Annotated in this window: 23 protein-coding genes and 1 tRNA gene; 14 read left to right on the top strand and 10 right to left on the bottom strand. The window is 67.3% G+C overall.

The window, feature by feature from the left end; genetic code table 11:
* Positions 1-261 precede the first annotated feature (261 nt).
* From CF165_RS07375 to CF165_RS07410, 9 genes are all read left to right on the top strand, one after another.
* The gene (locus CF165_RS07375; RefSeq protein ID WP_093946676.1) at positions 262-771 is read left to right on the top strand and encodes an RRQRL motif-containing zinc-binding protein; all 510 of its coding nucleotides are present in this window, start codon (positions 262-264) and stop codon (positions 769-771) included.
* Positions 771-1,730 (top strand): phosphoadenosine phosphosulfate reductase family protein, encoded by a 960-nt coding sequence (locus tag CF165_RS07380; RefSeq protein WP_093946677.1) that lies wholly within the window; start codon positions 771-773, stop codon positions 1,728-1,730. The genes CF165_RS07375 and CF165_RS07380 overlap by 1 nt, the downstream gene beginning before the upstream one ends.
* Positions 1,731-1,801: 71 nt before the next feature.
* Positions 1,802-2,509, top strand: a complete 708-nt coding sequence (locus CF165_RS07385) for a DUF4417 domain-containing protein (RefSeq protein WP_158226742.1) — start codon at positions 1,802-1,804, stop codon at positions 2,507-2,509.
* Positions 2,510-2,601: 92 nt separating this feature from the next.
* On the top strand, positions 2,602-3,357 hold the full coding sequence (locus CF165_RS52480; protein ID WP_240521487.1) for a hypothetical protein: 756 nt from the start codon (positions 2,602-2,604) through the stop codon (positions 3,355-3,357).
* 206 nt (positions 3,358-3,563) lie between these two features.
* Complete coding sequence (locus CF165_RS07395) at positions 3,564-4,070, top strand: hypothetical protein (RefSeq protein ID WP_205660794.1); 507 nt, start codon at positions 3,564-3,566, stop codon at positions 4,068-4,070.
* A 58-nt stretch (positions 4,071-4,128) separates the two neighbouring features.
* Positions 4,129-5,403, top strand: coding sequence for a hypothetical protein (locus CF165_RS07400; RefSeq protein WP_240521488.1), 1,275 nt, complete (start codon positions 4,129-4,131; stop codon positions 5,401-5,403).
* Entirely contained in the window at positions 5,378-5,719 is a 342-nt protein-coding gene (locus CF165_RS52485) for a hypothetical protein (protein ID WP_240521489.1), read from the top strand. The genes CF165_RS07400 and CF165_RS52485 overlap by 26 nt, the downstream gene beginning before the upstream one ends.
* A gap of 873 nt (positions 5,720-6,592) precedes the next feature.
* Positions 6,593-6,820: a helix-turn-helix domain-containing protein gene (locus tag CF165_RS07405; protein WP_093946679.1), complete on the top strand. Its 228-nt coding sequence runs from the start codon at positions 6,593-6,595 to the stop codon at positions 6,818-6,820.
* A complete protein-coding gene (locus CF165_RS07410; RefSeq protein WP_093946680.1) occupies positions 6,804-7,982 on the top strand; it encodes a site-specific integrase in 1,179 nt (392 codons plus the stop codon). The genes CF165_RS07405 and CF165_RS07410 overlap by 17 nt, the downstream gene beginning before the upstream one ends.
* Positions 7,983-8,506: 524 nt before the next feature.
* Here the strand turns inward: CF165_RS07410 and CF165_RS53385 are convergent.
* Positions 8,507-8,641: a hypothetical protein gene (locus CF165_RS53385; protein WP_276209722.1), complete on the bottom strand. Its 135-nt coding sequence runs from the start codon at positions 8,639-8,641 to the stop codon at positions 8,507-8,509.
* A gap of 527 nt (positions 8,642-9,168) precedes the next feature.
* Here CF165_RS53385 and CF165_RS49995 point away from each other — a divergent pair.
* Both CF165_RS49995 and CF165_RS50000 read left to right on the top strand, forming a co-directional pair.
* Positions 9,169-10,065 (top strand): hypothetical protein, encoded by an 897-nt coding sequence (locus CF165_RS49995; RefSeq protein WP_143268474.1) that lies wholly within the window; start codon positions 9,169-9,171, stop codon positions 10,063-10,065.
* Positions 10,066-10,568: 503 nt separating this feature from the next.
* Positions 10,569-11,237 carry a hypothetical protein gene (locus tag CF165_RS50000; protein WP_143268476.1) on the top strand — a complete coding sequence of 223 codons (669 nt, stop codon included), beginning with the start codon at positions 10,569-10,571 and terminating at the stop codon, positions 11,235-11,237.
* Between the two features lie 627 nt (positions 11,238-11,864).
* Here the strand turns inward: CF165_RS50000 and CF165_RS07415 are convergent.
* From CF165_RS07415 to CF165_RS07430, 4 genes are all read right to left on the bottom strand, one after another.
* Positions 11,865-11,938 (bottom strand) — tRNA-Pro (locus CF165_RS07415).
* Positions 11,939-12,055: 117 nt separating this feature from the next.
* Complete coding sequence (locus CF165_RS07420) at positions 12,056-13,228, bottom strand: alginate lyase family protein (RefSeq protein ID WP_093946681.1); 1,173 nt, start codon at positions 13,226-13,228, stop codon at positions 12,056-12,058.
* Positions 13,229-13,397: 169 nt separating this feature from the next.
* The gene (locus CF165_RS07425) at positions 13,398-14,177 is read right to left on the bottom strand and encodes an enoyl-CoA hydratase/isomerase family protein (RefSeq protein WP_167441385.1); all 780 of its coding nucleotides are present in this window, start codon (positions 14,175-14,177) and stop codon (positions 13,398-13,400) included.
* 2 nt (positions 14,178-14,179) lie between these two features.
* On the bottom strand, positions 14,180-15,091 hold the full coding sequence (locus CF165_RS07430; protein ID WP_093946683.1) for a PaaX family transcriptional regulator: 912 nt from the start codon (positions 15,089-15,091) through the stop codon (positions 14,180-14,182).
* A 146-nt stretch (positions 15,092-15,237) separates the two neighbouring features.
* Here CF165_RS07430 and CF165_RS07435 point away from each other — a divergent pair, with 146 nt between their 5' ends.
* Entirely contained in the window at positions 15,238-16,875 is a 1,638-nt protein-coding gene (locus CF165_RS07435; protein ID WP_093946684.1) for an ABC-F family ATP-binding cassette domain-containing protein, read from the top strand.
* A gap of 91 nt (positions 16,876-16,966) precedes the next feature.
* On the opposite strand, the gene CF165_RS07440 is transcribed toward CF165_RS07435, so the two are convergent.
* The 4 genes from CF165_RS07440 to CF165_RS07455 form a co-directional block, all read right to left on the bottom strand.
* Positions 16,967-17,788 (bottom strand): carbohydrate ABC transporter permease, encoded by an 822-nt coding sequence (locus CF165_RS07440; protein ID WP_093946685.1) that lies wholly within the window; start codon positions 17,786-17,788, stop codon positions 16,967-16,969.
* Complete coding sequence (locus CF165_RS07445) at positions 17,785-18,756, bottom strand: carbohydrate ABC transporter permease (RefSeq protein WP_093946686.1); 972 nt, start codon at positions 18,754-18,756, stop codon at positions 17,785-17,787. The genes CF165_RS07440 and CF165_RS07445 overlap by 4 nt, the downstream gene beginning before the upstream one ends.
* Positions 18,738-20,012, bottom strand: a complete 1,275-nt coding sequence (locus CF165_RS07450) for an extracellular solute-binding protein (protein WP_093946687.1) — start codon at positions 20,010-20,012, stop codon at positions 18,738-18,740. The genes CF165_RS07445 and CF165_RS07450 overlap by 19 nt, the downstream gene beginning before the upstream one ends.
* Before the next feature lie 113 nt (positions 20,013-20,125).
* The gene (locus CF165_RS07455) at positions 20,126-22,216 is read right to left on the bottom strand and encodes an alpha-galactosidase (protein ID WP_093946688.1); all 2,091 of its coding nucleotides are present in this window, start codon (positions 22,214-22,216) and stop codon (positions 20,126-20,128) included.
* Positions 22,217-22,446: 230 nt separating this feature from the next.
* Between CF165_RS07455 and CF165_RS07460 the strand changes: the two genes are divergently transcribed.
* Positions 22,447-23,442 carry a hypothetical protein gene (locus CF165_RS07460; RefSeq protein ID WP_240521491.1) on the top strand — a complete coding sequence of 332 codons (996 nt, stop codon included), beginning with the start codon at positions 22,447-22,449 and terminating at the stop codon, positions 23,440-23,442.
* Positions 23,443-23,489: 47 nt separating this feature from the next.
* Here CF165_RS07460 and CF165_RS07465 read toward each other — a convergent pair whose 3' ends face one another.
* Positions 23,490-24,446, bottom strand: coding sequence for a methionyl-tRNA formyltransferase (locus tag CF165_RS07465; RefSeq protein WP_093946689.1), 957 nt, complete (start codon positions 24,444-24,446; stop codon positions 23,490-23,492).
* Between the two features lie 111 nt (positions 24,447-24,557).
* On the opposite strand from CF165_RS07465, the gene CF165_RS07470 reads away from it, so the two are divergent.
* Positions 24,558-25,856: a lysine N(6)-hydroxylase/L-ornithine N(5)-oxygenase family protein gene (locus CF165_RS07470; protein WP_093946690.1), complete on the top strand. Its 1,299-nt coding sequence runs from the start codon at positions 24,558-24,560 to the stop codon at positions 25,854-25,856.
* Positions 25,857-25,889 lie beyond the last annotated feature (33 nt).

Below are 25,889 nucleotides of genomic sequence, written 5' to 3' on the forward strand. Positions count from 1 at the left end.
TGACGGGCGCTTGACCTTGGGATATGGCCCACGAGCCCGACCGGCCGCGCAGCCAAACGCGGCCGACACGCTGCTGGTCGAGCTGGCACCCGCGATCACATTGCCGACCTGGCCCCGCGAGGAGGGCTGGGCCGCCCACCCCGGCGGCTATTGGACCTGCTCCGACTGCTCCCGCCAGTACTACTGACCACATCGGACATAGGGCCGGGCACCGCGTGGTGCCCGGCCTTTCCTGCGCCAATACAGGGAGGAGACGAACCCATGGCACGCCGGTATCCGTGGGTGCTCGCCGCGGTGGCCTGGTCGGAAGATCTGGAGTTCATCCGGGGCCGCTGGCACGGCAAACCCCTGCTCTCGCACAACACCGCACCGCGCAACCTGCTCGCGACGCGCCGCCAGCTGCGCGCCCTGGGCAAGCGCCCAGGCGGGCAGGACCCGGTGGCGTTCCTGTACTTCCGCTGCCGCAAGGCCGCCAAGATCGTGCACGCCAACCTGTACCTGATCGCCGACGCGAAACCGGTCCGGCCGATGACCCCGGCCCGCGCCGCCGCACTCGAGCGGGCGATGGCCGCCCGCCGCACCTGCCGCGAGTGCGGCGAGCGCGGCTGGGCGGAGCTCCCGCGGGCGCACCGCACCTGCGAAGCCTGCCTCTACCGCGCCGGCCTCGCCCCGGACTCCTACTTGCACGACTACGTGATCGGCGAACCGACCTTCGACGCCGCCGGCCACGCCGCACTCCCGACGTCCCCCAGCCGAACGGATGTGAGCTGATGAGTACGCCACTGTTCGCGCTCGACTCGTGGGCCGGGGACCCGATGCACCCGGGCACCGACACCCCCACCCCGGTGGAACTGGTCGCCGAACTCACCTGGAACCAGCGCAAGCAACGCGTGCGCGTCCTGATCGAGCAGGCACACCAGATCCTCACCGACGCGCTCGCCACGCACACCGACCGGCACACCATCGTCGGCACCTGCCTGCTCTGGTCGGGAGGCAACGACTCCAACGTGCTGGCGCACCTCATGCGGCCACTCGCCACCCACGCCGTGCACGCCAACACCGGAATCGGGATCGAGGAGACCCGTCAGTTCGTCCGCGACACCGCCGCCGCGTGGGGCCTGCCGCTGCTGGAGCGGCACCCGCCGGCCGGGTCGGACTACCGCAGCTACGTCCTGGAGCACGGGTTCCCCGGACCAGCCCAACACTTGCGCATGTACCAACGCCTCAAGGAACGCGCCCTCCGGCAGGTGCGGCGCGAGCTGGTGACACGACCGCATCGCCAACGGGTGGTGTTCCTTGCGGGCCGGCGCCGCGCGGAATCCAAACGCCGCGTCCGGGTGCCACTGCACGAGCGCGACCGCTCGGTGATCTGGGTGTCGCCGCTGGCGTTGTGGACCACGCTCGACCTCAACACCTACCGACACCTGCACCCCGACACGCCCCGCAACCAGGTGTCGGATCTGCTGCACATGTCCGGCGAATGCCTGTGCGGCAGCTTCGCCGAACAAGACGAACTCGAGCAGATCCGCCAGTGGTTCCCCGACACCGCCGCTCGCATCGACACGTTGGCCGCGGAAGCGCGCGCCAACGGCGTCCCGGAAGAACGCTGCCGCTGGGGCTGGGGAGCGTACCGGCCCACAAGCCGACCCCGGGCGGACCGCCGCCGCAAAACCGGACCGCTGTGCAGCTCATGCACCGCACCGACGCTCTGGCAACAGGCCGCGAGCTGATCAACCAACCCACCCTCGACGCGGCCGGCGACCCCGCGCCGGCCGCGTCCCGGACCCCGAGGAGGAAACCGATGACCCTCACCACCACCGACACGCCCGCGAGATCCGCGCCTCAGCTGGGGCTGGGCGGAACCCGCAGCAGCCACCGCTGGACGAGCACGCCCGGCAACTTCGACAAGCTCAACTGCCGTGCCCTGTGGCCTGCCGACAACGCGTGGGGAATCCCGCTGCTGCCGCGGGCGACGTTCGAGCCTGCTCGGTTGGTCGCCTACACCGACCGGCACGCCGCCCGCACCGCCGGGCCCGGCTCGGCGGTGCACTTCTTCCTTGACGACTACCGGTTCGAGGTCGTGTGGTCCAAACCGGAGCGTGGCCTGTCCCGCTGCCGGTCGGTCGGCGCCGCTTTGACGCCGGACTTCAGCCTGTACCGGGACATGCCGCTGGTGATGCAGTGCTGGCAGGTCTACCGCTCCCGCTGGTGCGGCGCCTGGCTGCACCATCACGGCGTCACCGTCGTCCCCACGATCAGCTGGTCCACCCCGGACTCCTACCCCTTCGCCTTCGCCGGAATCCCGGCCGGCTCGGTGGTCGCGGTGTCCACGGTCGGGGTGTGGCGCGACCCGGTCGCCCGCGAGCTGTTCGTCGCCGGGTACGCCGAAATGCTTCACCAGCTCGCCCCCGCGCTGGTGCTGGTGCACGGCAAGCCGCCCACCGAGCAGGTCCAGGCCGGGACGCCGGTGCGGTGCTACCCCTCGCGCTGGGACGGCGGTGACCGCTGATGGGCGGGCGAGGGTCATCCCTGGGCAAGGGCAACCGGCCGCCCGCCACCAGCGGCAGCGGTGGAGGCGGCCCAGCGCGAGTGGAACCGGCCGTGCCCGCAGCCGAGCAGGCTCCCAGCGGGAGCGCTGATCCCGCCAGCGTGCACGACGAGCTACCCGCCGTCGAACCGTCGACGGCAGCGGCTGTGGCTGCGCGTCTGCGTGAGACGGCGACCACGGAACAAGGCGCCGACTACCTGAAGGATCAGCAGCTCGACCGGGACGCCCTGCTTGCTGTCGCGGGCGAGCTGGGGCTGACGCGGGTGGACCGATTGAGCAAAACGAAGTTGCAGCAGCGTGTCCTGCAACAGGCGATCGGCGCCCGCAACAAGTTCGCCGGCCTGCGCGAAGGTTGGCAGGAACAGCGCGCCCCGGTTGTCGCGGTGGCCCCAGCGCGTTCGACCGAGGACCGTGTGCGGGACGCCGTGGCCAAGCTGGCCCGGGAGGAAGGCGGATGGGTCGGTCTCGTGGACCTCCGAAAGGAGCTTGGGGACGTCGACCATGCCGAGGTGACCCGGGTCCTGCGGGACATGAACCACAACGACCCCAACGTCCACATGGTGCCGGAGGACAACCGCAAGGCCCTGCGAGCCGAGGATCACGCCGCGGCGGTCCATGTCGGCGGGGACGACCAGCACGTCATGCGGATCGAGCGCCCACGCGACGCCGGCGCCATGGATCGCGTGCAAGCCGCCGGCGTGGGCAATGCCAGCGCGGACGACCTCGCCCAGGCGCTGCGGGACCCGCTGATCCCGTCACGGACTTACGACGAGATCCGAGCCGAGCAAAAGCGCCGCGGACTCGCCTGAGAGAACCGTCGGGCGGCGGGAGCGGAGCTACGCGCCCGCTACGGCCCCAACCCGCGGCTGGACGACCTCATGCCGCCAGCCGAGGACTGACCGAACCTGTTCGGTTCATGATCCGAATCAGCACTCACCACACAGGACACAGACAGGGCTGGGCATCAGGCGTGCCCAGCCCTTCTCGTGCCCGCTGCTCGAAAGCGAGCCATCCCATGCCCACCAGCCACTCCACGCCCACCTACCGCACCGTTTCTGTGCTGGCTGAGGTTCTGGCCGAACGCGCCCGCCAGGACGGCCGCCAGGACCACCCCGACGGCACCGGCCCCGAGCGCGACAACCCCGTCCGGCTCGCCTCCAACATCAGCGAGGCCACCGACGCCGCCCGTCAGGCCACCGACCGCGCGCTGTCCCGCGGAGAGGTGACCTTCGCGCAGATCCTCACCGAAGAAGCCTTCGAAGCCCTCGCCGAAACCGACCCTGCTCGGTTGCGGGCGGAGCTGGTCCAGGTCGCCGCGTCGGCGGTGTGCTGGATCGAAGCCGTCGACCGCCGCGCGCCCGGCCCGCGAACGGCAGGGTTCGTGCCGGGTGAGGTGGTCCGCAACCGCCGCACCAGCGAGCTGCTGACCGTCACCGGCGACCCCGCCACCTGGGACCCGTACTACTACGAGCCCGCCGACACCGCCGCCGGGGAGGAGATCGCCTCACCGGAGAGGACCTGACTCCCGCCGCCTGACCGGCAGCACACGCGCAAGACGCACCACTGCACGATGGAGAACCATGGCCAGCACGAATTCGTCACGTCTGTGGTCGGTAGGCCCGGGCGGCCGGCCACGGCTGCGCACCGGCGCCGCGCCGGAAACCATCCGGGTCCTGACCGCCGCCCTGGACGGGCGGATCATCCCCGACACCTACGTCGCCGACGGCGCACCCGTCGTTGTCGAACAGGTCTCCGGCGCGGCCGACCCCACCGCCGGAGACGACGACGTCGCGCTGCCTCTCGCCGCCTCGGTGCTCAAACCGGCACTGCTGGCCAACTTGCTGGCCACCCACACCGACGTGATCCAGAGCAAGGTCAACGAGAAAGGCGACACCTACGACATGGAAGTCTCACCGCCCACCACCGTCCTCGGAGCCGTCCTCGCGGGACGTTCCTGGCCCGGCCTGCCGGTGCTGCGCCGGATCATCTCTACCCCGGTGCTGCGCCCGGACGGGACGCTGCTGCAAACCCCCGGCTACGACCCGGCCACCGGCTTCTACCTGACCGCCAACGGCCACCTCGACCCGATCCCGGACCGGCCGACCGCAGAACAGGTCGACGCCGCCCGGGAATTCCTGCTGGAACGATTCCTGCACGACTTCCCCTGGCGGTCGCCAGCCGACCGCGCGAACTACCTGGCGCTGCTGGTGACGCCGCTGATCCGGCCGTTCACCAACGCGCTGTCCCCGTTCGGGATGATCGAGGCGTCCATGCCCGGTTCCGGTAAGACGATCCTTGCCGGATGTGTGGGGTTGCTGGTCGGGCAGCGGGTCCTGACCTGGACCGACTCGGATGAGGAGCTGCGCAAGTCCATCACCACAGTGCTCTCGGATTCGGTCGGGGTGGTGGTGTTCGACAACCTCACCGAGGGGGAGATGGTCAACTCCGCGGTGCTGGCGCGGCTGGTCACCGAACGGACCTGGTCGGATCGCCGGCTGGGCACCAACGTGTCGAGCAACTTCGCCAACGACCGGTTGTGGCTGGCCACCGGCAACAACCTGCGCACCGGCGGCGATATGGCCTCGCGGACGGTGTGGGTGCGGCTGGACCGGAACTGCCCTCGCCCGGAGGCCCGTACCGGGTTCACCATCCCCAACCTGGACTCCTGGATCCTCGACCCGGTCAACCGCGCCACGGTGCTGCGGCACGTGCTGACCCTCGTGCTGGACTGGACGGCCAACGGGGCGCCGATGGCGAGCGACGTCCCGCAGATGCGGCAGTTCACCCGGTGGGCGCAGTACCTCGGTGGATTCCTGGCCCCACCACGGCGTGACCGACTTCCTCGGCAACGCTGACGCCGGCCGCGGCCTCGACGACGACCACGCCGACTGGTACGCGTTCCTGTCCACCTGGCACCACCTGCACGGCGATATGCCGCTGACCGCGCAGGAGCTCCGCGCCGACGCAGAGACCGAGTACGAGGGCCCCGACCGGTGGAAGGGAACGTTCCTCACCACCGCCACCGGCAAGCCCCTGACCGCGAAGTCGCTGGGCAAGACGCTGGCAGGGCAGGTGGACCGCTGGCGCAGTGACGTTGTGTTACGAGCGGAGGTCGACGCGCACACGAAAATCAAGGTGTACAAGGTCGAACGCAACGCCGATCCGACCTGACCCCGAAAACAAAGCCCGCAAAGCCCGCAAACCCCGCAAGATCACTGAGAAACCAGCCTTGAACTGGGAAGACTCTGTTGGTGATCTTGCGGGGTTTGGCTCGGCAGGGGAGAGCGCCAAACCCCGCAAACCCCGCAGGTTGCGGGGTTTGCGGGCTTTAGCCGACCGCTGCGAATCCTAAACCCCGCAGAAGGATCCGCAGCTCAGGAACGCTTTTGCGGGGTTTGCGGTGTTGCGGGGTTTGGTTCCGGCCACCCGCACCGAGAGCCCGCCCCAACACCTGCCAGCCATCCCTAGCCCTGACCACGTTCCGTAACCGCTGAACGGGTCGCCACCGGAGCAAGTTGCCGGACGGTGATCCCGCTCAGGGCTCTGAACGAGTGGCCGGACCCTCGGGGCCCACCAGCTGGTACTCGACCCCGTCCGATCTGGCGCACGCAACGACTCCCTTCGGCGGCTCGGACCACCACCGGTCGGCCGAGCCCGTTGTCGCCGACCAACCATGCCACCACCGGTTCCTCCCGCGCGCCAGCGGTGTCGTCGTGTCCAACCACGGTCCAGCCAGGCCGGGCCGGAACGACCGACGTCGAACGGCTGCACCGCAACAACTGGTCGAAGTTAGGAAGGCCTCCCGCCGGCACGAGAGTGCCGTTGCGCTCATCCACCACCATCGCCTGACCGTCGTCGGAGAAGCGCTCGACCGGCAGCCGCCGGCCACGCGATGGACCGCCGCTGAGAAGTGCAACCCAGCCCGTAGGCGATACCTCATTCATAACAGACACCTTGCCAGCAATCACGGCGATCACCTACACCGTCAGCAGATCGGCTCGGGGCGAGTACGCGCGAGTCGATCCCTCGTATCGGGGGTTACCGATGTACGCCAACTTGGGCGAGTTCGATCCCGCAAAGCAGCTGTACAAGATTCCCGAAGCAATGCACCTGCTCGGTTTGGGTCGCTCGGTGATCTACGAGCAGATTCGGGCCCGGCGACTGCGATCGGTCAAGCAAGGCCGCGCACGACTCATTCCCGTCTCCGCCATCCGCGAATACGTCGCACTGCTCGAAAAGGAAGCTGAGATTCTGCATGACGAAGCGGCGTAGCCGGGGCGAGGGCGGACTTCGCTGGTCGGAGAAGCGTCAACGCTGGATAGCTGAGGTGACGACGGGTTACAGCCCGTCCGGGCGACGACTCGTGAAGTCCGCCAGCGCCGTGACCAAGACCGCAGCGAAGGAAAAGCTCAAGGAGCTGATACGGGATCTGGACGACGGTCTGCCGAGTGGTGCGGCCAACTACCGGGTCGGCGAAGCGGTCGAGAACTGGCTCACCTATGGGCTTTCCGGCCGGGACCCGGAAACCGTCAAGAACTACCGGAACCTCGCCAATGTGCACATCATCCCGAACCTGGGCAAGCGCAAGCTGCGTGAGTTGTCCGCTGGAGAGGTTGACGAGTGGCTCACCGACGTTGCGACGCGAGTAAGCACCCGAACCGTGCGGCTACTGCACTCGATCCTGAATCGGTCGGTGAAGCGGGCGGAAGCGCGGGACAAGGTCAAACGCAACGTCGTAGCCCTCTGTGAGATCCCGATCGGCCTTGAAGGACGGCCGTCGAAATCTCTCACCCTTGAACAGGCAGAAGCAGTGCTGAAGGCGGCTGAAGGATCGCCATTGCATGCCTACATCGTGTTGTCGTTGTTGATCGGTGCCCGAACGGAAGAGCTGCGGCCGCTGACGTGGGATCACGTCGACCTGGCCGGAAACGCCGCCGCCACGCCTGCCGTGCTGCGCTCGATCAGCGTGTACCGCTCGGTGCGAGCTGGCGGGGACACGAAGACACGGACGTCCCGGCGGGGCCTGGCGATGCCGATGCGCTGTGTGGTGGCGCTCCGGCTGCACAGGATCCGCCAGTCGGCCGTGAAGAAGCGGCACCGTCGGGACAAGGGCAAGCCGTGGCAGGAGAACGGGCTCGTGTTCGCGTCGGAGGCCGGCACGGAGCTGGACGCACACAACGTCCGCCGGATGTTCCGGAAGGTCGTAAAGGCGGCCGGCCTGGAGCCGGAGGAGTGGACGCCCCGGGAGATGCGGCACAGCTTCGTGTCGCTGCTGTCGGACGCGAAGGTGCCCATTGAGGACATTGCTCGGCTTTGCGGGCACAGCGGTACCGCAGTCACCGAACGGGTGTACCGGCACCAGATCAGGCCGGTTATGGTCGAGGCTGCGACAGCGATGGACGAGATCGTGGGGCGGAGGCTCCGGGGACGGTAGTCAGGCAGTTAGCCAGGCACGGCCGCGGAACGTCCCGCTCGGGTGATCATGGGCGGAGCCGGCAGAGCTAACGCGAAGGGCACGTGAGCAGCGGTTATGCTGCTCACGGGCCCTGCAAGTGTGGCATGGATGTGACACGGGTGGAGTTCTAGCTCCGAGGTGCCAGCTGCGACACGCCGCTTTTGTGGATCATGTCTTCCGTTGACCGTTGACCGTTGACAGCTGATCGACATGTGCCGTGACCAGCTGATCCGGCGGCAGCGCCGAAGGTGGGTTCGTGGTCATCTGCGATCGTCTCGCGATCATTGGCGAGGGTAAAGCATGGGGTGGGCGCCATGTCAGAGCTGGACGGCACGTAACGATCCGGTGATCGCCGAGGTGAAATCATAACGCCGGGATCCTTGAAGTCGACTCCCGTGTATGACGGGTTGGGCTGTGCGGGCACTGCTGGCTACTGCCATGGGCCTCGCCCTGGCCGCATGTGGCCAGCCCTCAACGCCTGCGCCCGTTCACTCTGTGATGCCTCAGGCGTCGTCGAGTCCGCCGACGACACAAACGCCGCCAGCCTCTCCTTCGCCGCCGCCGACGTCATCCGCGCCGACGAAATCGGTAACAAGCGCTCCTCCGCGATCCACTACGAAGCGATCGAGTTCTTCCAACGGGCTAGGCTGCGGGCAGCGGGCCGTTGCTGCGGGCAAGTTCAACCCCAAATGCCACGAGTACCAGGGGTATCTCGATCCTGGAGGGCCAGGCCGGCAGAAGACCTCGGGCGATCTGCAGCACGAGTATGGATGCCAGCAGGGCTACATCCCGAAGGATGAGTGTTGACCGAAGGTCCCCTTGCACTTACTCACCGGATCGGGGACCTGCGCGGGCCGCCGGCACATCGCCGTTGGACAGGTAAGATCTCGATTCTTGATCATGATCATCGGTCGTCATTCGCTGCTGTCGTGTGGGCAGAATCTGGGCTGTTGGTTCTCCTCTGGCTGGCGAGCTGCTGCCCTCCTTCGAGGGCGACCTTCCGAAGTTCTTAACGAGGGACCCTGAGACATGGATCACAGTGCGAGTTACAATGTCGCGACCCGGTTCGCAGAGATTACTTTCTTGGAGGACTTTCAAAGACTGCTTATATCTCCCGGTTTCGCGGATCGATTGTTGAGTCTTTTGGTGCTTGGGGAAGTGTGCGATGTCATTAAGTGATGTTCTTTCTATTGTGGGATTAGCGGTTTCCCTGATCGGTATTCCGCTTGCTTATGCGCTCGCGAAACGTGGAAGAAAGCGACCGGTACTTCGTTACGCAGTGGACTTCAATGTCGTCGTGGACTCAAGCGTCGGATTCCTTCGCTCTCGCTTACTTCAGGCAAACGACGGCTCGCCCGTGCGGCAGATTAGTCGTAGCGCTGTTGCACTGTGGAATCATCAGGGTGACACCATTTCTGGCGGCGACGTGCTCGATACAGACAGGTTGCGTATAAAGCTCGAAAAAGGTGATCGAGTTCTGCGGCATCGGGTTATCGCCTGCAGCAGAAGGGTGAATCGGCTTTCGGTATTGGCGAATCACGACGATCAAACTGAGCTGCTGATAGCGTTCGATTTCCTTGATGCTACAGATGGTGGAATTATTGAGATTATTCATGAAGGCAATAATCGTCCGAATATTGTGGGAACTATGCGTGGAGTCGAAGTATCTTATCGTGGCTTTAGATCGATTTCACTAGGTGTAGTAATAGTTACCTCAGGCGCCTTCTTGACTCGTCATCGTTTGCTATTCAACTGGCTGAGAGCCTTGGCTGTATCGGTCATCGCGTTGGCTGTCGGTAATTTTGTTGTTGGAGTATCGACTTCGGAGAGCGCGAACGGTCTGGTTGACGTAACTCGCTTTGACCTTCACTCGCCCGATGGGCAAAGGGCATTCGCCGATGCTGTCGAATATGGCATGCCAGGATCCATTGATGCTTGGGGATTTGTGAATATCTTTGCGACAGTCATTGCCTTCATGGTCGCTGGTGGCTTCTTGGCTACGACTACGACGAGGATGCCAAGGAATATTTTCCGAGACTCATCTATGCTAGATGAAGATTGATCTTGAACTTTCAAGTGGGTGGCCTTTCGGCATCTCGTCGACCTGGCGCAGCCCGGTCACGCTGTGTCAAGGAGGCACATTCCGCCTGACCGCCGGACGCCTGCTCGGCTGCCCCCTCGACGCGGTGTGATAGCCCTCTGGGAGGTCGACGAGATGCCCCCTATGTCGGCTACTGGCCGGACGCGGTGGACCAGACGCGGACGCTCGTCGACTCCGCGTTCGGCTGTACCGACGTTGTACCCACGGGCACCTGAAACCAGATACCCGCAGGTCAACCAGGTGAATCATCGGTAGTTGGTGAACTGCGTCCGGCCTGGGCGATGCCGGGGTGGTGGGCTCTGAGCTGCGGGTTTGTGCCCGTTGCTGGTCGTTGTCGGTCGTCGCTGGCCGGTGCCGTCTGTACCGCCGATTGCGATCAGTGCACCCGGCGCTGTAACAGCAAGTTGGTCTGTAAGACTGATCGAATATGCTGTGGCACGTCGATGACTTCGCGGGGGTGTGTGGTGGCAGTCTCTGAACCGCGCTCGAACTCTGCGAGGCGTCGTCGACTGTACAACGGCATTAGGCACGCTTCAGCTGTAGTCGCGGTTGAAAACAAGAAGGTTGAAGACAAAAAGCCATTTCGTGAAACAGGGTCATTTACTGTTCTTGTGTCGACTGGGGCAAGTCTCCTGGTTGCTGTGGTGGCGTCTCTGACTACGATAATCACAACGAACGCGACAATTGACAAAGATCGGGAAATTCAGCAGCGTCAGATTGACAGCCAAAAGGCGGATGCGTCGCGCGCCAAGCGCGAGGTGGTCTATAAGGCGTACCTCGATGCTGCGAACCAATACTCTGTTGCAACCAATCATCTTCTTGACGGCTGTACGCCGCAGCCGAATGTGCCGATCGAGTCGCTGTACTCCAAGTGCCCTGCTGCTAACGAGTTCAACTCAGCTAGGTCGAATTATCAAGATCGCTTGAATGATATGTACATCTTCGCTACTCCGACAGCAATTCAGGCTGCCCGGGCGCTGTCCACGGTACTGCCTCCAGGGCTGGTTTCCAGTTTTACAAATTCGACGATAACTCGGCCCGATCGTGGTACGTTTCTTTATCTCTACCAGTTGGCGGAGACGCAGACTTGCCTAGACGTCAAAATTGATCCGGGACAGCCTTGTTTTTGGTAGAAGTGGTTGGCCGCTCGGTATCTTGTTGACCTGGCAATGCCCGATCGCTCCCGCGTCAAGGAGATAGTGATCAGCCTGCCAATCCTCCGCCTTCCCGATCCTGAGCCGCCTGAGCTCGTATCCGGCCCCCAAGGCCCGCAGGTACATTTCAGCCTTGACGGGGCCGGATGCGTGTTTGAGCCTGTGACGAGCGGGAAGGGGGAGCACGGACGGGACCACGGCTGCTTGCGGACGCGACGGATGCTCCCCCGCCGGCCATCTCGGAGACCTGTCCGTCTGGCGGGGATGTTCTTCTCCATGGTCGCGGCTTCCGGAGTGTGCCGCCGGGCGGTCGCGTGGGTGCCGGAGGTGGGCCCCGTGTGTGCCGCCCGATCAGCGGCGCGGCCCCGGAGAGGCCGCCTTGAACAAGAAAAGAAACTCTGAACACGCCTATGCCTGTGGTGGTCGAGGCGCGACCCATGATGGACGGCATCGTGGAGGGGCGGTCTCGGGAGCGATAGTCAGGCAGCTAGTCAGGCAGGGGCTCGGAACGACCCGTGGGGGTGATCACGGACGGAAGAAGGCTGACTAACACAAAGGGCCCGTGAGCTGCGGCTATGCTGCTCACGGGCCCTGCAAGTGCGTCCGTCGGGCTGACAGGATTCGAACCTGCGACCCCTTGACCCCCAGTCAAGTGCGCTACCAAACTGCGCCACAGCCCGGACCCGCACTCCCTGAGTGCGTGGAAGTACTTTAGCGTGCCCGCCGAACGGCCCTGCAACCAGGGTCCCCGGTCCACCTGACCTGCGGAAATATTGCCAGGCGGACCAGGGTCAAGATCAAGCCGGGTTGGCTGCGTGTGTCAGGGTCTGCCAGGCCACGAACAGGTTGTTCGTGGCCGCCGGGCGCTGGTGCTCCGTCAGCGTCTGCGTGTTCGCCATCGGCATGCCCAGGCGCGTGTGGAGCGCGTTGAAGCCCACCTCCGTCACCGGGCCGAGGCCGAGGTTCACATGGCCTGAGCACAGCCATGTGGGGACCGCCGCCCCGAGCTGGTACTTCGACTGGAAGCCCAGGGCTTGGCGCAGGCGCGTGCCGATGTCCGTGGAGTACACGTCCTGTCCCTGGATGTGGAGCGTCTCCGCCACGTTGGCGATCGCCGCTATGCCGTACCCCGTGTGGGTGAAGTCGCGGCAGGTCTCCTGGGTCAGGCCGTCCGCGAACGTCGACTGGCCCTGCCAGTACGCCACGATGTGGTCGCGGGATGACAAGCCGCTGCCCGGGACCGTCTTCGGCAGGGAACCGTCCGAAGACAAATACACGTAGGCCGCGACGCGATTGCGGTACCGGGAAACCGCCTTGTCGAAGCTCGTCCTGTCCTCCAGGAACACCGAGATGCCGATCGCGGCCTCCATCATGGACAGTTCCCAGTTTCCGTTGCTGTTGCTGCCGTTGATGACCTTGCTCAGGTAGACATTGCGCAGCATCGTGGCGAACCGTCCGGAGTTCGGCCAGCTCGAATACGTGTACTTGACGATTTCCGCCGCGCGGGGCCACGACGACCCCGCCCAGCCCGTCTGCAATGGCGCGTTGCTGTTGGTGTGGCTCGTGATCACCGCCGACCACGCGTCCATCAGCGCGATCGCCTTCCGCGCGTAACGGGCATCGCCCGAGATGTACCAGATCAACGCGTCCGTGTACGCCGCTATCGCGTCTTCGCGCTCGTCCGTGCAGCCGTAGTTCGGGTTCGAGTACGAGCCGCATTCGACCACCGGACGCGGTTTCGGTGTCCGGGAAAGTGACGCGTAGGCGCTTGCCAAAGCCTGGTCGTACGCTGCTTTCCACGGCTGGGCGCCGGCCTTCACCTGTGTCTTGACGAAGTCCAGCTGTGGGCGGCTGACCAGCACGCCGGGGTGGGTGAACGTCGCCGGGGCCGCGGGAGCCGGTGTGGCCATCAGGCCCAGTGTCAACGGGATCGCTGTGGCGAGCGTGAAGACCTTGCGCAAGCGGGACATGGCTCTCCTCGAGACGACGGTGTCTGGGGGCGCTCTGTCCACAGTGTCATGGTCCAGACCACTGTTGGTCAAGCCATTCTTTGGAAGACGAAGAAAGGATTCAGCCCGCTGAACAAATCCGTTCAGCGGGCCGAATAAACCTCGCCCGGTTGCTCGCCGGGATGCCGGGTCAACGTCCCGAGAACGTCGCTTTCCCCGGCCCGTCGGCCAGGAACGACTTCACGGCGTTGCGGAGGTCCTCGGTCTCGAAGAGCGAAGCCGCGATCGTCGTTATGTGCGCGTTCGCCTCGGGGACGCCGCCGGCGGAGTAGTGGTCGAGGACGCGCTTGGTCGCCGCGTGGGCTCGGGTCGGGCCCTCGGCAAGCCGCAGGGTGAACTCCCGCGCTGCCGCGTCGAAACCCTCGTTGGGCAGTACGCGGTTGACGACGTTCCAGCGCTCCAGCGTGGCCGCGTCGTAGGTGTCGCCGGTCATCACGAACTCCTTGGCCCGCCCGACGCCGGCTCGCGCGGCGAGCCGCTGGGTGCCGCCCATGGTCGGGGTGAGCCCGACCACCTTCTCGACCAGTCCGAACTTCGCGCGCGAGGCGGCGAGGATGATGTCGCACGCCACGGCGACCTCGAACGCCCAGGTCAGGCACAGGCCGTGCGCGGCGAACACGGTCGGGAACGGCAGCGCCGCGATCCGGTCCGGCACCGCCAGCATCTCGTCGAACAGCACCTTCGCCTCGGCGGCCGAGCCCTGGGCGTCGAACAGCGAGACGTCCACGCCGCCGCTGACGATCTTGCCCTCGGCACGGACGAGCAGCGCCCGCGCGGGCGCGTCTTCCAGCGCGCCGATCGCCGACGCGAGCGAGGACTGCAGCGAAGCCGTGTAGAGGTTCAGCGGCGGGGCGTCGATGGTCAGGACGGCGAGCCCGCCATCACGGTCGAGGCGGACCTGCTCAGTCATGCTCACCCTGCTTCTTCGGCTTCGACGATGTCGTCCCAATACTGCTGGGCCTCCGGGCGCCAGTCGACGTGTTTGTGATGGAACAGTTCCGCCGCCTTCGTCCCGCTCCACTTCGCCGGGAGGAGCTCGGCGGGCAGCTGCGGGTCGAGGAAGGGGAACCGGCGCCACTCGTGCACCAGCTCCGTCTGCGCCCGCAGCACCGCGCGGCCACCGGTGGGGTGCAGGCCGGTGAAGCGGTCGATGAAGTCCTCGTAGCGGTCCTTCAGCTCGCTGAGGTCCCACGAGCGGGCGACCATGGACTCCTGCTCGCCGACCTCGCCGTACGCGGCGGTGAACGACATCGCCTGGGCGTCGAGGCCGAGCTCGCTGACGATCTGCTGGGCCTCGCGCTGGCGCGACAGGTCCGGGCTCACCCACACCCCGGCCACGGGCGAGCCGAAGCCCGCCCAGGTCAGGCGCGTGCGGAGCCGGTGCCGCAGGTCGCGCTTGGCCTCCGGCACGGACACGATCAGCATCAGCCACTGCCCGTTCCAGCTGCGTTCCTCGCGGCCGAACGCGTAGATCCGGTCGGCGCCCTCGGTCAGCAGGCGCCGCCCGGGCGGGGTCAGCGACCAGCGCACGCGGCGCCCGACGCGTTCGGACACCACCCAGCCCTCGGCGGCGGAGCGGGCCAGCGCCTGCCGGGCCGACTTCTCCTCGATGTCGAGGATGCCCAGCACCTCGACGAGCATCGACGTCCAGACCGGCTTGTCCCGTGGCAGCGCGTACTCGCCGAGCACGGTCATCAGGAGCGACCGCGCGCTGGCGTGACTGACTTCGCGTCGCCGACTCACCGTGGGCCGGGGCGCGGAGGGGCGGCCTTCCCTCGGTTTCGGCCTGCGGCCGAGGGTGACCGGGGGAGCGGGTTCGCCCATGCTGTTCACCGACCTCACTGCGCTGGGGGACTGACAACCGAACAGGGTACCCACAGTGAGTGATCAAAGCGCCACGGGACACACACAGCCGGTGGCTTTGACCTTGATCTGACACTTCACCACGGGGCCGTAGACTCGGCTACCTCATGAGCGCAACTCTCGTCGCGAAGGACCTGGCCGCGGGCCACGGTGACCGTACCCTCTTCTCCGGACTCGATCTCGTGGTCGCGCCCGGCGACGTCGTCGGCCTGGTCGGCGTGAACGGCGCCGGCAAGTCGACGCTGCTGCGGACCCTGGCCGGGCTCGCGAAGCCGGACGGCGGCGAGATCCGGCTGAACCCGCCGACCGCGACGGTCGGGCACCTGCCGCAGGAGCCGGAGCGGCGGGAGGGCGAGTCGGTGCGGGCGTTCCTGGCCCGGCGCACCGGCGTCTCGGCGGCGCAGGCTGACCTCGACGCGGCGACCGAAGCGCTCACCGCGGGCTCGGAGGGGGCGGACGACCGGTACGCCACGGCGCTGGACCGGTGGCTCGCCCTGGGCGGCGCCGACCTCGACGACCGGGCCGCCGAAGTGGCGGCCGACCTGGGTCTCGCGGTCGACCTGGAGCAGCCGATGACGTCGCTGTCGGGCGGGCAGGCCGCGCGGGCGGGGCTGGCGTCGCTGCTGCTGAGCCGGTACGACGTGTTCCTGCTCGACGAGCCGACCAACGACCTCGACCTGGACGGGCTGGCCCGGCTGGAACGGTTCGTGTCGGGGTTGCGGGCCGCGACCGTGCTGGTCAGCCACGACCGCGAGTTCCTGGCTCGGACGGTCGACCGGGTCGTCGAGCTGGACCTGGCGCAGCAGCAGGTGAACGTCTACGGCGGCGGTTACGAGGCTTACCTCGAGGAGCGTGAGGTCGCGCGGCGGCACGCGCGTGAGGAGTACGAGGAGTACGCCGGGACGAAGGCCGGGTTGGAGGCGCGGGGGCGCATGCAGCGGGCGTGGATGGAGAAGGGCGTCAAGAACGCCCGCCGGAAGCAGCCCGACAACGACAAGTCGGCGCGTAAGTTCCGCTCGGAGGCCACCGAGAAGCAGGCGTCGAAGGCGCGGCAGACCGATCGGATGATCGAGCGGCTGGAGGTCGTGGAGGAGCCGCGCAAGGAGTGGGAGCTGCGGATGGAGATCGCCGCGGCCCCGCGTGCGGGCGCGGTGGTCGCGACCCTGCGCGGTGCGGTCGTCCGGCGTGGCGGGTTCACGCTGGGGCCGGTCGACCTGCAGATCGACTGGGCGGACAAGGTCGCGATCACCGGGGCGAACGGTTCCGGCAAGTCGACGCTTTTGGCGGCCTTGCTGGGCCGGGTCGCGCTGGATGAGGGTTCTTCCGCGCTCGGGCCCGGTGTCGTGGTCGGCGAGGTCGACCAGGCACGGCGGTTGTTCCTGGGTGACGTCCCGCTCGTTTCGGCGTTCGCGCGGGAGGTGCCGGAGCTCGCCGACGCCGAGGTCCGGACGTTGCTGGCGAAGTTCGGGTTGAAGGCCGCGCACGTGCTGCGGTCGGCGGCGACGCTTTCGCCGGGGGAGCGGACGCGGGCGGCGCTGGCGTTGCTGCAGGCGCGCGGGGTGAATCTGCTGGTACTGGACGAGCCGACCAACCACCTGGACCTGCCGGCGATCGAGCAGCTCGAGGCGGCGCTGGACACATACCCGGGGACGCTTCTGCTGGTCACCCATGACCGCCGGATGCTCGACGCCGTCCACGTGACGCGTCGGCTGGAGGTCGACGGCGGCAAGGTTCGCGAGTTGTGACTCCCGCTGCTTGCGGCCGGTGAGCGGTGCTCTCGAATGCGAGCACCTCACCGCAAAGCGCGTGATCAGTGCTCTCGCAGGAAAGCGCCGCTCACCCCTTCGTCGCGCCGCCGGTCAAGCCCTTCACGAACTGCTTCTGCAGCGCCAAATAGAAGATCAGCACCGGCAACGTCGCCAGGAACATCAGCGCGAACACGCTCCCGAGATCCGCCTGGTACTGGCCGATGGACCGGTAGATGCCCGTCGTGATCGTCGTGCCCTGGCTGGGCCCGAGGATGATCAGCGGGTCGATGAAGTCGTTCCAGATCCACACGCCGAGGAAGATCAGCACCGATGCCGTCGCCGGGCGCAGCAGGGGGAACACCACCCGCCAGAACACCTGCATCCGGCTCGCGCCGTCGAGCCGCGCCGCCTCCTCCAGCTCCACCGGCACGCCGCGGATGAACCCCGTGAACACGAACACCCCGAACGGCACGTAGTACCCGACGTTGAACAGGATGAGGCCCTGCAGCGTCGCCATCAGGTGCGTGACGCGCAGGACGTCGGTGATCGGGATGAGGATGACCTGCGGCGGGATCATCAGCCCGGCCAGCAGCACCAGCGTCAGGACCTTCGTCCACCGCTTGCCCGAGCGCGCCAGGTAGTGGCCCAGCATCGCCGACAGCACCGTCAGCACCAGGATCGACAGCACCGTCACGACGATGCTGTTGGTCAGGCTGACCCAGAACAGGCCGTCCGGCCGGGTCAGGACCGCGTGGATGTTGGCCAGCGTCGGCGGGACCGGCAGTGACGCCGGCTCCTTCGCGATCAGGTCGCCGCGCTTGACCACGTTGGCCAGGACCAAGTACAGCGGCACGAAGAACACCGCACTGACCAGCAGCGCGACCGACGGCCGCAGCCAAGAGCGCGTCACAGGTCCACCTCCCGGCGGCGCAGGAAGTTGAGCACGACGGTCGTCACGACCGCGACGATCACCAGCATCAGCACGGCCATCGCCGACGCGTAGCCGACGTGGTTCGAGTCGAAGCCGGTCTGCAGCACGTCGAACGCGATCGTCGCGGTGGCGCCGGATCCCGGGCCGCCGTTCGTGATCACCTTGACGTAGTCGTAGGTCTTGAACGCCGAAATCAGCAGCACGACCGTGTTGATCGTCAGCGACGGCGCGAGCAGCGGCCAGGTCACCGCCCGGAACCGGCGCAGCGGCCCGGCGCCGTCGATCTCGGCCGCTTCCAGCAGCTCCGGCGGCACCCCCTGCAGCCCGGCGAGGTAGACCACGACGCAGAACCCGAGCATCTGCCAGCACACGATCGACGCCACCGAGTACAGCGCGACGTCCGGATCGGACAGCCAGCCCGGCGGGTGCTCGACCCCCAAAACCCGCAACAGACTGTTGAGCGGCCCCTGGTCGTCGAGCAGCCGGGACCACACGATCGAGACGACGACCGAGCTGAGGATCACCGGCGTGAAGAACACGCTGCGCAAAGCGTTGTACAGCCAGCCTTTCCGGTCCAGCAGCAACGCGACGCCCAACCCCAGGACGTTCGGCACGACCACCACGATCAGGGTCAGGATCGTGGTGACCTTCAGCGCGGTGAGGAACTGCTCGTCGGTGAACAGCAGCTTGTAGTTGTCCAGGCCGACGAACTTCACCGGCGGGTGGAACGGGTTGTAGTTCGTCAGGCTGTAGCCGAAGCTGATCAGGATCGGCGCCATCACGAAGCACAGGTAGACGAGCACACCCGGCGCGCCGAACGACGCGAAGTGCGCCACCCGCGGCAGGATCGGCTTGCGCCGCCTGCCACGAGCGGGGGACCGGCGCGTGGCAGGCGGGACGGGCGGGGAGACGACGGCGGCCAAGTGCGTCAGCCCGCCTTCGCCCACTCGGTGTCCAGGAACGCGCACGCGTCGGCCACGGGCTTGCGGCCGGTGATGACGTCCTGGGCGGCCTGGTCGACCTTGTCCTTCATGCCGGGCAGCAACCCGTCGTCGGCGGTCTCCCAGCGGAACGCGTGCACCACGGCGTTCTGCTGCACGGCCTGGGTGTAGAGGTCGTAGCCGGCCTTGAAGGTCGGACCGACATCGGACGGCGGGGTGTAGCCCTTGATCGCCGGGAACAGGCCGTCGGCCTTCACCGAGGCGTCGAGCTGGTCCTTGTCCAGCTGGAAGCCGAGGGCGAACTTCCGTGCGGCGTCGAGGTTCGCGGCCTTGGCGTTGACGATCATGCCGCCGCCGGTGTAGGCGGGGACGACGAGCTTGCCGTCCTCGGTGGGGAAGTTGAACACGCCCACCTCGAAGTCGTGCTTCTTCGAGTCGGCGTTCGCAGCGAACCAGTTGCCCATCGGGTACATCGCGCTCTTGCCGTCCAGGAACGCCTGCTCGGTCGCCGCGTAGTCGCGGGACACGCTGGTCTTGTCCACGTATCCCTTCGCGGCGAGGTCGGCCAGCTTCGCGAAGGCGTGCTGGAACGCGGGATCGGCGAACTTGACCTTGTCCTGGCGGCGCTGCGTCAGCCAGTCCGGCATGGTGTTGTAGACCTCGGTGCTGACCAGGCCGGAGAGGATCATCGACGACGGGAAGCCGTCCTTGCCGCCGCCGATGGTGAACGGCGAGTAGCCCTTGTCCTTGAGCTTGCCCGCGTCGGTGACGAGCTCGTCCCACGTCTTCGGCGGCGCGGTGATGCCCGCGTCGGCGAACATCTTCTTGTTGTAGTAGATCGGCGGGATGGTCTGGGTGTTCGCCGGCAGCTGGTAGTACTTGCCGTTGACCGGGTTGGCCTGCGGGAACTGGAAGTCCTTGAGTTCGTCCGGGGTCCAGGCGTAGAGGTTGCCGGCCTCGGCGAAGCCCGCCGAGTCGACGGCGATCATCACGTCCGGGAACTGGCCCGACTGCAGGAGCTGCTTCGCGTACGACGTCCGTCCGTCGGCGGTCGGCGCGACGAGCTTCTTGACCTTGATCCCGGGGTTCTTGTCGGTGACGCGCTTGATCGCGGCGTCCCAGTAGGCCGGGGTGAGGTTCGGGGTTTCGAACGTCAGGAAGGTGATCTCCTTGTCGCCGCCGCTGCCGCCGGTGTTCGACCCGACCGAGCACGCGCTCACCGCCAGGAGCGCCGCTGCGCCCAGCGCCAGGGACCTTCTCATGTCCAGCCACCTTCCTCGACCCACCATATGTGATGTATGAGGCATCTGATCGGATCTATTCGACGATGTCAAGCGTCAGATACGCGCAAATCCGCATCGAATGGCGACATAGATCAGATCTTTACGCGATCGAGTCGGACGACGGCGCTGGCGAAGTCTCCGGCGGGCAAGCCGAGGGGCAGTCCGTGGGCGAGCAGGACCGCGCCGCTGTGCGTCCGGCCCGACTCCGGGTCGGCGTACCGCGCGGCCGGGTCGAGGCCGTCGAGCCGCAGCGGCCGCTCCGGCGCGTTGAAGTGCGCGGCCTGGCGGTAGGCGAAGACGACCGACCGGTCGCCCAGGACGTACTGGAAGGCGACGACGCCGTCGTCGACCGGGGGCCGCAGCCGGTACAGCGCGCCGTGCTGCACCACCGGCCGGACGTCCCGGTAGCGCGCGACCAGTTCCCGGGCGAGCGCGAGATCCTCGTCCGGCCAGTGCACGATGTCGCCGCCGAGGCCGAGTACGCCGGCCATGGCGACGTGGAACCGGAACCGCAGCGGCGCCGAACGCGCGGTCACGAAGTTGGGGTTGTCGGTGACCCACGCCGACATCGCACCGGCGGGATAGACCTGGCTGTAGCCGTGCTGGATCCGCAACCGGTCGAGGGCGTCGGTGTTGTCGGAGGTCCAGACCTGGTCGGACCGGGCCAGCACCCCGAGGTCGATCCGGCCGCCCCCGCCGCAGCAGGACTCGATCCGCAGGCCCGGGTGGTCCGTGCGAAGCCGGTCGAGCAGCGCGTACACCGCGTGGGTGTGCTCGACCCACAGCCGGTCCTGGTCCGCTTCGCCCGGCCAGCCCGCTTCGCTGAACGGCCGGTTCATGTCCCACTTCAGGAAGTCGATGCCGTGCTCGCCGACGAGCCGGTCGAGCCAGTCGTACGCCCATTCCTGCACGTCGGGCCGGGCGAAGTTGAGCACGAGCTGCCGCCGCAGCTCCGACCGGCGCCGGTGCGGGTGGTGCAGCACCCAGTCCGGGTGGGCGCGGTAGAGGTCGCTGTCGGGGTTGACCATCTCGGGTTCGACCCAGAGGCCGAACTTCATGCCGAGCGCGTGCACCGCGTCGACCAGCGGTTTCAGCCCGTCGGGGAAACGCGAGCGGTTGACGTGCCAGTCGCCGAGGCCCGCGTGGTCGCCGGTGCGGGCGCCGAACCAGCCGTCGTCCATCACGAACAGCTCGACCCCGAGCGCCGCGGCTCGCTCGGCGAGGGCCCGCTGCCCGGCTTCGGTGACGTCGAACCCCGTGGCCTCCCAAGAGTTGTAGAGCACCGGACGCAGTTCTCCCGGGTGCGGCAGGACGTGCGCCCGGATGTAGGCGTGCCACGCCCGGCTCGCGGCGCCGAACCCGCCGCCGGTGTACAGCCCGGCGGAGACCGGCGTGGTCAGCGGGCGCCCGGGTCCGACGCGGTGCACGACGCCCTCCTGGCCGAAGCCGCCGCTCACCGTCAGCCGTCCGGTCGAGGAACGCGTGGTGGTCAGGCGCCACGACCCGCTCCAGGCCAGCGCGACGCCGTAGACCTCGCCGTGGCGCTCGGTCGCCGTCCCGTCGTCGACCATCACCCACGGGTTGGCGTGGTGACTGGTGATGCCGCGACGGCTGGCGAAGGTGGTTTCGCCGTGGGGCACGGATTCCCGGTGCAGCTGGGTTTCCGCGGCCCAGCGCCCGGTCACGTGGCTGAGCCGGTAGTCCTCGAACACCGGCATCGCCCAGGTGGCCGAGTCGGCCCGGACGACTTCGACGTCGGTGTCCGCGGCCAGCTCGGTCCAGCGTTCGAGGACGTCGCCGCGCAGCCGGTAGTGCAGGGTGATCCGCAGCGGGTAGTGCCGGTCCGCGAACCGGACGCGCAGGTGCCCGCCGGTGGTTTCGTGGTCCTCGTACCGCCATTCGAGGGCTCGCGTCCCGTCGGCGAACCGGACTTGCAGGGCGGGTGTCCAGTAGCGGGTGCCGCCGTCGGCCGCCAGCTCGTCGAGGCCTTCGTTCGGGTCGTTGAAGCCGTCCCACCAGGGAAGCGTTTTCCCGGCCAGCTCGGCCACGTCGGCCTCGGGCAGCGCGGCTCCCCAGTGGACATGAGTCGGGACGTCGTCTTCGCCGAGCCGGAACGCGTACGTGCTCGACTCCCCGGTGAGCACCCAGGTGCGGTGTTCGGCGAGGAAGCTGATCCCGGTCATGCGGGACATCCTGCTCACCGGCGTGGCCGCCGCCAAGGGATGTCCCGCTCACCGGGCACCGCGAAAATGTGACACCAGTGCTTCCGGGGCGTTATTTAATGCCGCTGTTCGAGTGGCTTTCAACCCGAGATATTGGTTCTATCGGGTGGTAGTCGTAACAATGAGTGAGGTTGGAAAGATTCCAGGGGTGGCGGCGTGGCGGCGACGCCGGCTGTCGTCGTCAATGAGGGGTGATCGCCGTGGTGGTCAGCAGGAAAATCGAAGCGTTGCCGGGGCCGGGAGTCCAGGTCGACTGCCCGTGCGTGGTCGATCTCGTCGATGCCCACAGGCAATCCGGCCGGCCGCGCTTCGCGGAGATACGGGCGGCGTACGAGAACAGTCAGGGAAAGATCCTGGAGGAGTATTACGCGCCCCATTTCCCGGCGGCCGTTCTGCTCGTCGCCGCCAAGGAGAAGGCCGAGGTGAACGGCGGTGCGGAGCGGATCGTCCTCAAGATGAGGCTTTACTACGACGCGCGCAAGAGCACAACGGACGTCGACGACGTCTTCCGGTTGGCTCGCCGGGTCGAGCGGAAGTACTCGGTCCTGCTTCGCGGGGAGACGCAGGACATCCTGGTGCGAGGGATCTACACCACGGCCGCCGTCCTCCTGAGCGTGCTCGACGCGATGGTGTGTTCGGAGCGCAAACGCAAGCGCGAGCGGGTTCGGGCCGCGGCCGCTTCGGCCCGGAAGGAGATTCGCCAGATCGAGCAGAACGCCCGTGATGCCGCCCTGGACCGCGCGCTCATCCGCTACCTCGGCGGTCTCGCCGCGGGTTTCGTCTTGGCCATCGTCGTCGTGATCACCCTGAAGGCCGAAATCGGCCCCCAGCTGACCACCTGCCTGGTAGCCGGCGCCATCGGCGCGATTCTGAGCGTCATGACGCGCACGACCAATCGGCAAAGAGTGCGCGTGGGCCTCGGCCAGGGGCGGTTCGTGATCTTTCTTTCCGGGTCCTTCCGGCTGATCATCGGCGCCATTTTCGGCGCGGCGACGTTCGTGCTCGTCAGTGTCGGACTGCTGCCGATCGCCGTCCCCCCAGCAGCTGAAAAGATGAATTTGTTCTTCGCCGGTCTCGCTTTTCTCGCCGGGTTCAGCGAACGCTGGGCGCAGGACGCGATCGTCCGCACCTTGCCCGGCGCCGCGGACCGGAACGCGGTCGAGCCGGCGCGGGGCAAGGACGGCTGATCGGTCACGGGCGGTCGGTGAGTCCATCCATGCCCCCGCCACCACCCTCAACGGAGGTGCTTAGCGCCACTGCACAGATATCCGCCCATCGTCTTGAAGTACTCGTGCGCGGGCAGGTCGGTCCCGTCGGCGGTGCGGACGCGTTCGACCAGCAGGCCGGGCGACTGCCCGCGGCGGGCGTCCGGCCCGGCCACGATCACGACGCCGTCGCCTTCCCTGATGAAGATCCGGCCCGGCGTGCCGCCGTAGTGGCCCTGCGAGACCGACGCTTTCGTGATCCGCAGCTCCTGGCCGCGGTGGTAGGCGAACGCGTTCGGGTACGGGTCCGACAGCGCGCGCACGAACCGCTCGATGTCCGCGGGCGGCAGCGTCCAGTCGATCAGGCTGTCCCGCTTGGCGCGCTTGTGGAAGAAGCTGGCCTTCGCCCGGTCCTGTGGTACCGGCGTGTAGCCGGTCTCGATCAAAGAGATGGCTTCGGCGGTGATCGGCGCGATGAGGTCGACGGTACGGTGGAACAGGTCCGTCGTCGTGTCGGTGGGTCCGACGGGGATCGCGCGCTGCAGCACGATGTCGCCGGCGTCCAGTTCGCCGTCCATCATGTGGGCGGTGACGCCGACCTCGGGCTCGCCGTTGATCACGGCCCAGATGAGCGGCGAGAAGCCCGCGTACGCCGGCAGCAGCGAGTCGTGGATGTTGAGGGTGCCGTGGCGTGGCAGCTCGAAGATCTCCGGCGGGAGCCAGGTGCGCCAGTTGTTCGCCACGATGAGGTCGAGGCCGGCGGCCTTGAGCTCGGCCAGGAGTTCGGCGTCGTCCGGGCGGTTGCGCAGGAGGACCGGGATGCCGTTCTCCTCCGCGAGGTCGGCGACCGAGTCGGCCCAGATCCGCTCGTAGGCGTGGTCGCTCTTCGGGTGCGTGACCACGAGGGCGACCTCGTGGCCGGCGTCGATGAGCGCCCGCAGGGTCCGGTGCCCCCAGGTCTGGTAGCCGAACATCGCGACGCGCATTGGTGCCCTTTCAAGATCGGGGGACGAACATCACCACGAACGTACTAGGCGAGGCTCGCCTAAGTTAGGTTAGGGTTCCCTGAACCGTACCGGAGCGCGCGAGGGAGCAACATGACTGCAGAGGTCCCGATCTACGACATCGTCGGCGTGGGCTTCGGGCCGTCGAACCTCGCGCTCGCGATCGCCCTCGCCGAGCACAACATGGGGCCGGGGGAGCCGGTGACCGCGCACTTCCTCGAGCGGCAGCCGCGGTTCGGCTGGCACCGCGGGATGCTGATCGAGACCGCGACCATGCAGGTGTCGTTCCTGAAGGACCTGGTCACCCTGCGGAACCCGACCAGCGAGTTCAGCTTCCTGAACTACCTGCACGCGTCCGGGCGGCTGGTCGACTTCATCAACCACAAGAACCTGTTCCCGCTGCGGGTCGAGTTCCACGACTACTTCGAGTGGGCGGCCGCGAAGGTCGACGACGTCGTCTCGTACGGCACCGAGGTCGTCTCGGTGCGGCCGGTGTACGACGGTTCCGAAGTGGCCTACTTCGACGTCGAGGCGTCGGACGGTTCGTCGCTGCGGGCCCGGAACCTGGTGATGGGCACGGGCTTGCGGCCCCAGCTGCCCGAAGGCGTCACCGCCGGGGACCGGATCTGGCACAACAGCGAGCTGCTGTTCCGCGTCGAAAGCCTGCGCGGCAGCTCACCGCGACGGTTCGTCGTCGTCGGCGCCGGGCAGAGCGCGGCCGAGGTGGCCGCGTTGCTGCACGACGAGTTCCCGCGCGCCGAGGTGTGCGCGGTGTTCGCGCGCTACGGCTACAGCCCGGCCGACGACAGCTCGTTCGCGAACCGGATCTTCGACCCCGGCGCCGTCGACCAGTTCTACCGCGCGGGCGAGCCGGTGAAGGACCGCCTGATGCGTTACCACGGCGCGACCAACTACTCGGCCGTCGACATCGACCTGATCGACGAGCTGTACCGGCGCGTCTACCGCGAGAAGGTGCTGGGTGTGGAACGGCTGCGGCTGTTCAACGTTTCGCGGCCGGTCGAGGTGACGGACACGGGAACGGTGACGGTCGAGTCCTTGACGACCGGCGAGCGCACGGTCCTGGAGGCCGACGCGGTCGTCTACGCGACCGGCTACCGGCCCGCGGATCCGACGCCGCTGCTCGGGGAGCTTGGCCCGCGCTGCCTGCGCGACGAGTCCGGCCGCCTGCGCGTTTCCCGGGACTACCGGATCGCCACGGAGCTCCCGCTGCGCGGCGGGATCTACCTGCAGGGCGGCACCGAGCACACGCACGGGATCACGTCGTCGCTGCTGTCGAACACCGCGGTCCGGGTGGGCGAGATCCTGCAGTCCATTGTGGACCGGCGCGTGGTGGCGGAGCCCGTGGGGGAGTACGCGATCAGCGGTCGCTGACCCGTCGCAGTGGCCGTGAGTGAGAAACAGTGT

The sequence above is a fragment of the Amycolatopsis vastitatis genome, assembly GCF_002234595.1.
In the GTDB taxonomy this organism is placed as follows: Bacteria; Actinomycetota; Actinomycetes; order Mycobacteriales; family Pseudonocardiaceae; genus Amycolatopsis; species Amycolatopsis vastitatis.

What these genes read in the sequence shown, in the direction of transcription:
- CF165_RS07470 (WP_093946690.1), top strand. Translation starts at nt 24,558, where the DNA reads ATGACTGCAGAGGTCCCGATCTACGACATCGTCGGCGTGGGCTTCGGG.
- CF165_RS07435 (WP_093946684.1), top strand. Translation starts at nt 15,238, where the DNA reads ATGAGCGCAACTCTCGTCGCGAAGGACCTGGCCGCGGGCCACGGTGAC.
- CF165_RS07465 (WP_093946689.1), bottom strand. Translation starts at nt 24,446, where the DNA reads ATGCGCGTCGCGATGTTCGGCTACCAGACCTGGGGGCACCGGACCCTG.
- CF165_RS07400 (WP_240521488.1), top strand. Translation starts at nt 4,129, where the DNA reads ATGGCCAGCACGAATTCGTCACGTCTGTGGTCGGTAGGCCCGGGCGGC.
- CF165_RS07395 (WP_205660794.1), top strand. Translation starts at nt 3,564, where the DNA reads ATGCCCACCAGCCACTCCACGCCCACCTACCGCACCGTTTCTGTGCTG.
- CF165_RS07380 (WP_093946677.1), top strand. Translation starts at nt 771, where the DNA reads ATGAGTACGCCACTGTTCGCGCTCGACTCGTGGGCCGGGGACCCGATG.
- CF165_RS07455 (WP_093946688.1), bottom strand. Translation starts at nt 22,216, where the DNA reads ATGACCGGGATCAGCTTCCTCGCCGAACACCGCACCTGGGTGCTCACC.
- CF165_RS07375 (WP_093946676.1), top strand. Translation starts at nt 262, where the DNA reads ATGGCACGCCGGTATCCGTGGGTGCTCGCCGCGGTGGCCTGGTCGGAA.
- CF165_RS07450 (WP_093946687.1), bottom strand. Translation starts at nt 20,012, where the DNA reads ATGAGAAGGTCCCTGGCGCTGGGCGCAGCGGCGCTCCTGGCGGTGAGC.
- CF165_RS07410 (WP_093946680.1), top strand. Translation starts at nt 6,804, where the DNA reads ATGACGAAGCGGCGTAGCCGGGGCGAGGGCGGACTTCGCTGGTCGGAG.
- CF165_RS07405 (WP_093946679.1), top strand. Translation starts at nt 6,593, where the DNA reads ATGTACGCCAACTTGGGCGAGTTCGATCCCGCAAAGCAGCTGTACAAG.
- CF165_RS07385 (WP_158226742.1), top strand. Translation starts at nt 1,802, where the DNA reads ATGACCCTCACCACCACCGACACGCCCGCGAGATCCGCGCCTCAGCTG.
- CF165_RS07430 (WP_093946683.1), bottom strand. Translation starts at nt 15,091, where the DNA reads ATGGGCGAACCCGCTCCCCCGGTCACCCTCGGCCGCAGGCCGAAACCG.
- CF165_RS07425 (WP_167441385.1), bottom strand. Translation starts at nt 14,177, where the DNA reads ATGACTGAGCAGGTCCGCCTCGACCGTGATGGCGGGCTCGCCGTCCTG.
- CF165_RS49995 (WP_143268474.1), top strand. Translation starts at nt 9,169, where the DNA reads ATGTCATTAAGTGATGTTCTTTCTATTGTGGGATTAGCGGTTTCCCTG.
- CF165_RS07420 (WP_093946681.1), bottom strand. Translation starts at nt 13,228, where the DNA reads ATGTCCCGCTTGCGCAAGGTCTTCACGCTCGCCACAGCGATCCCGTTG.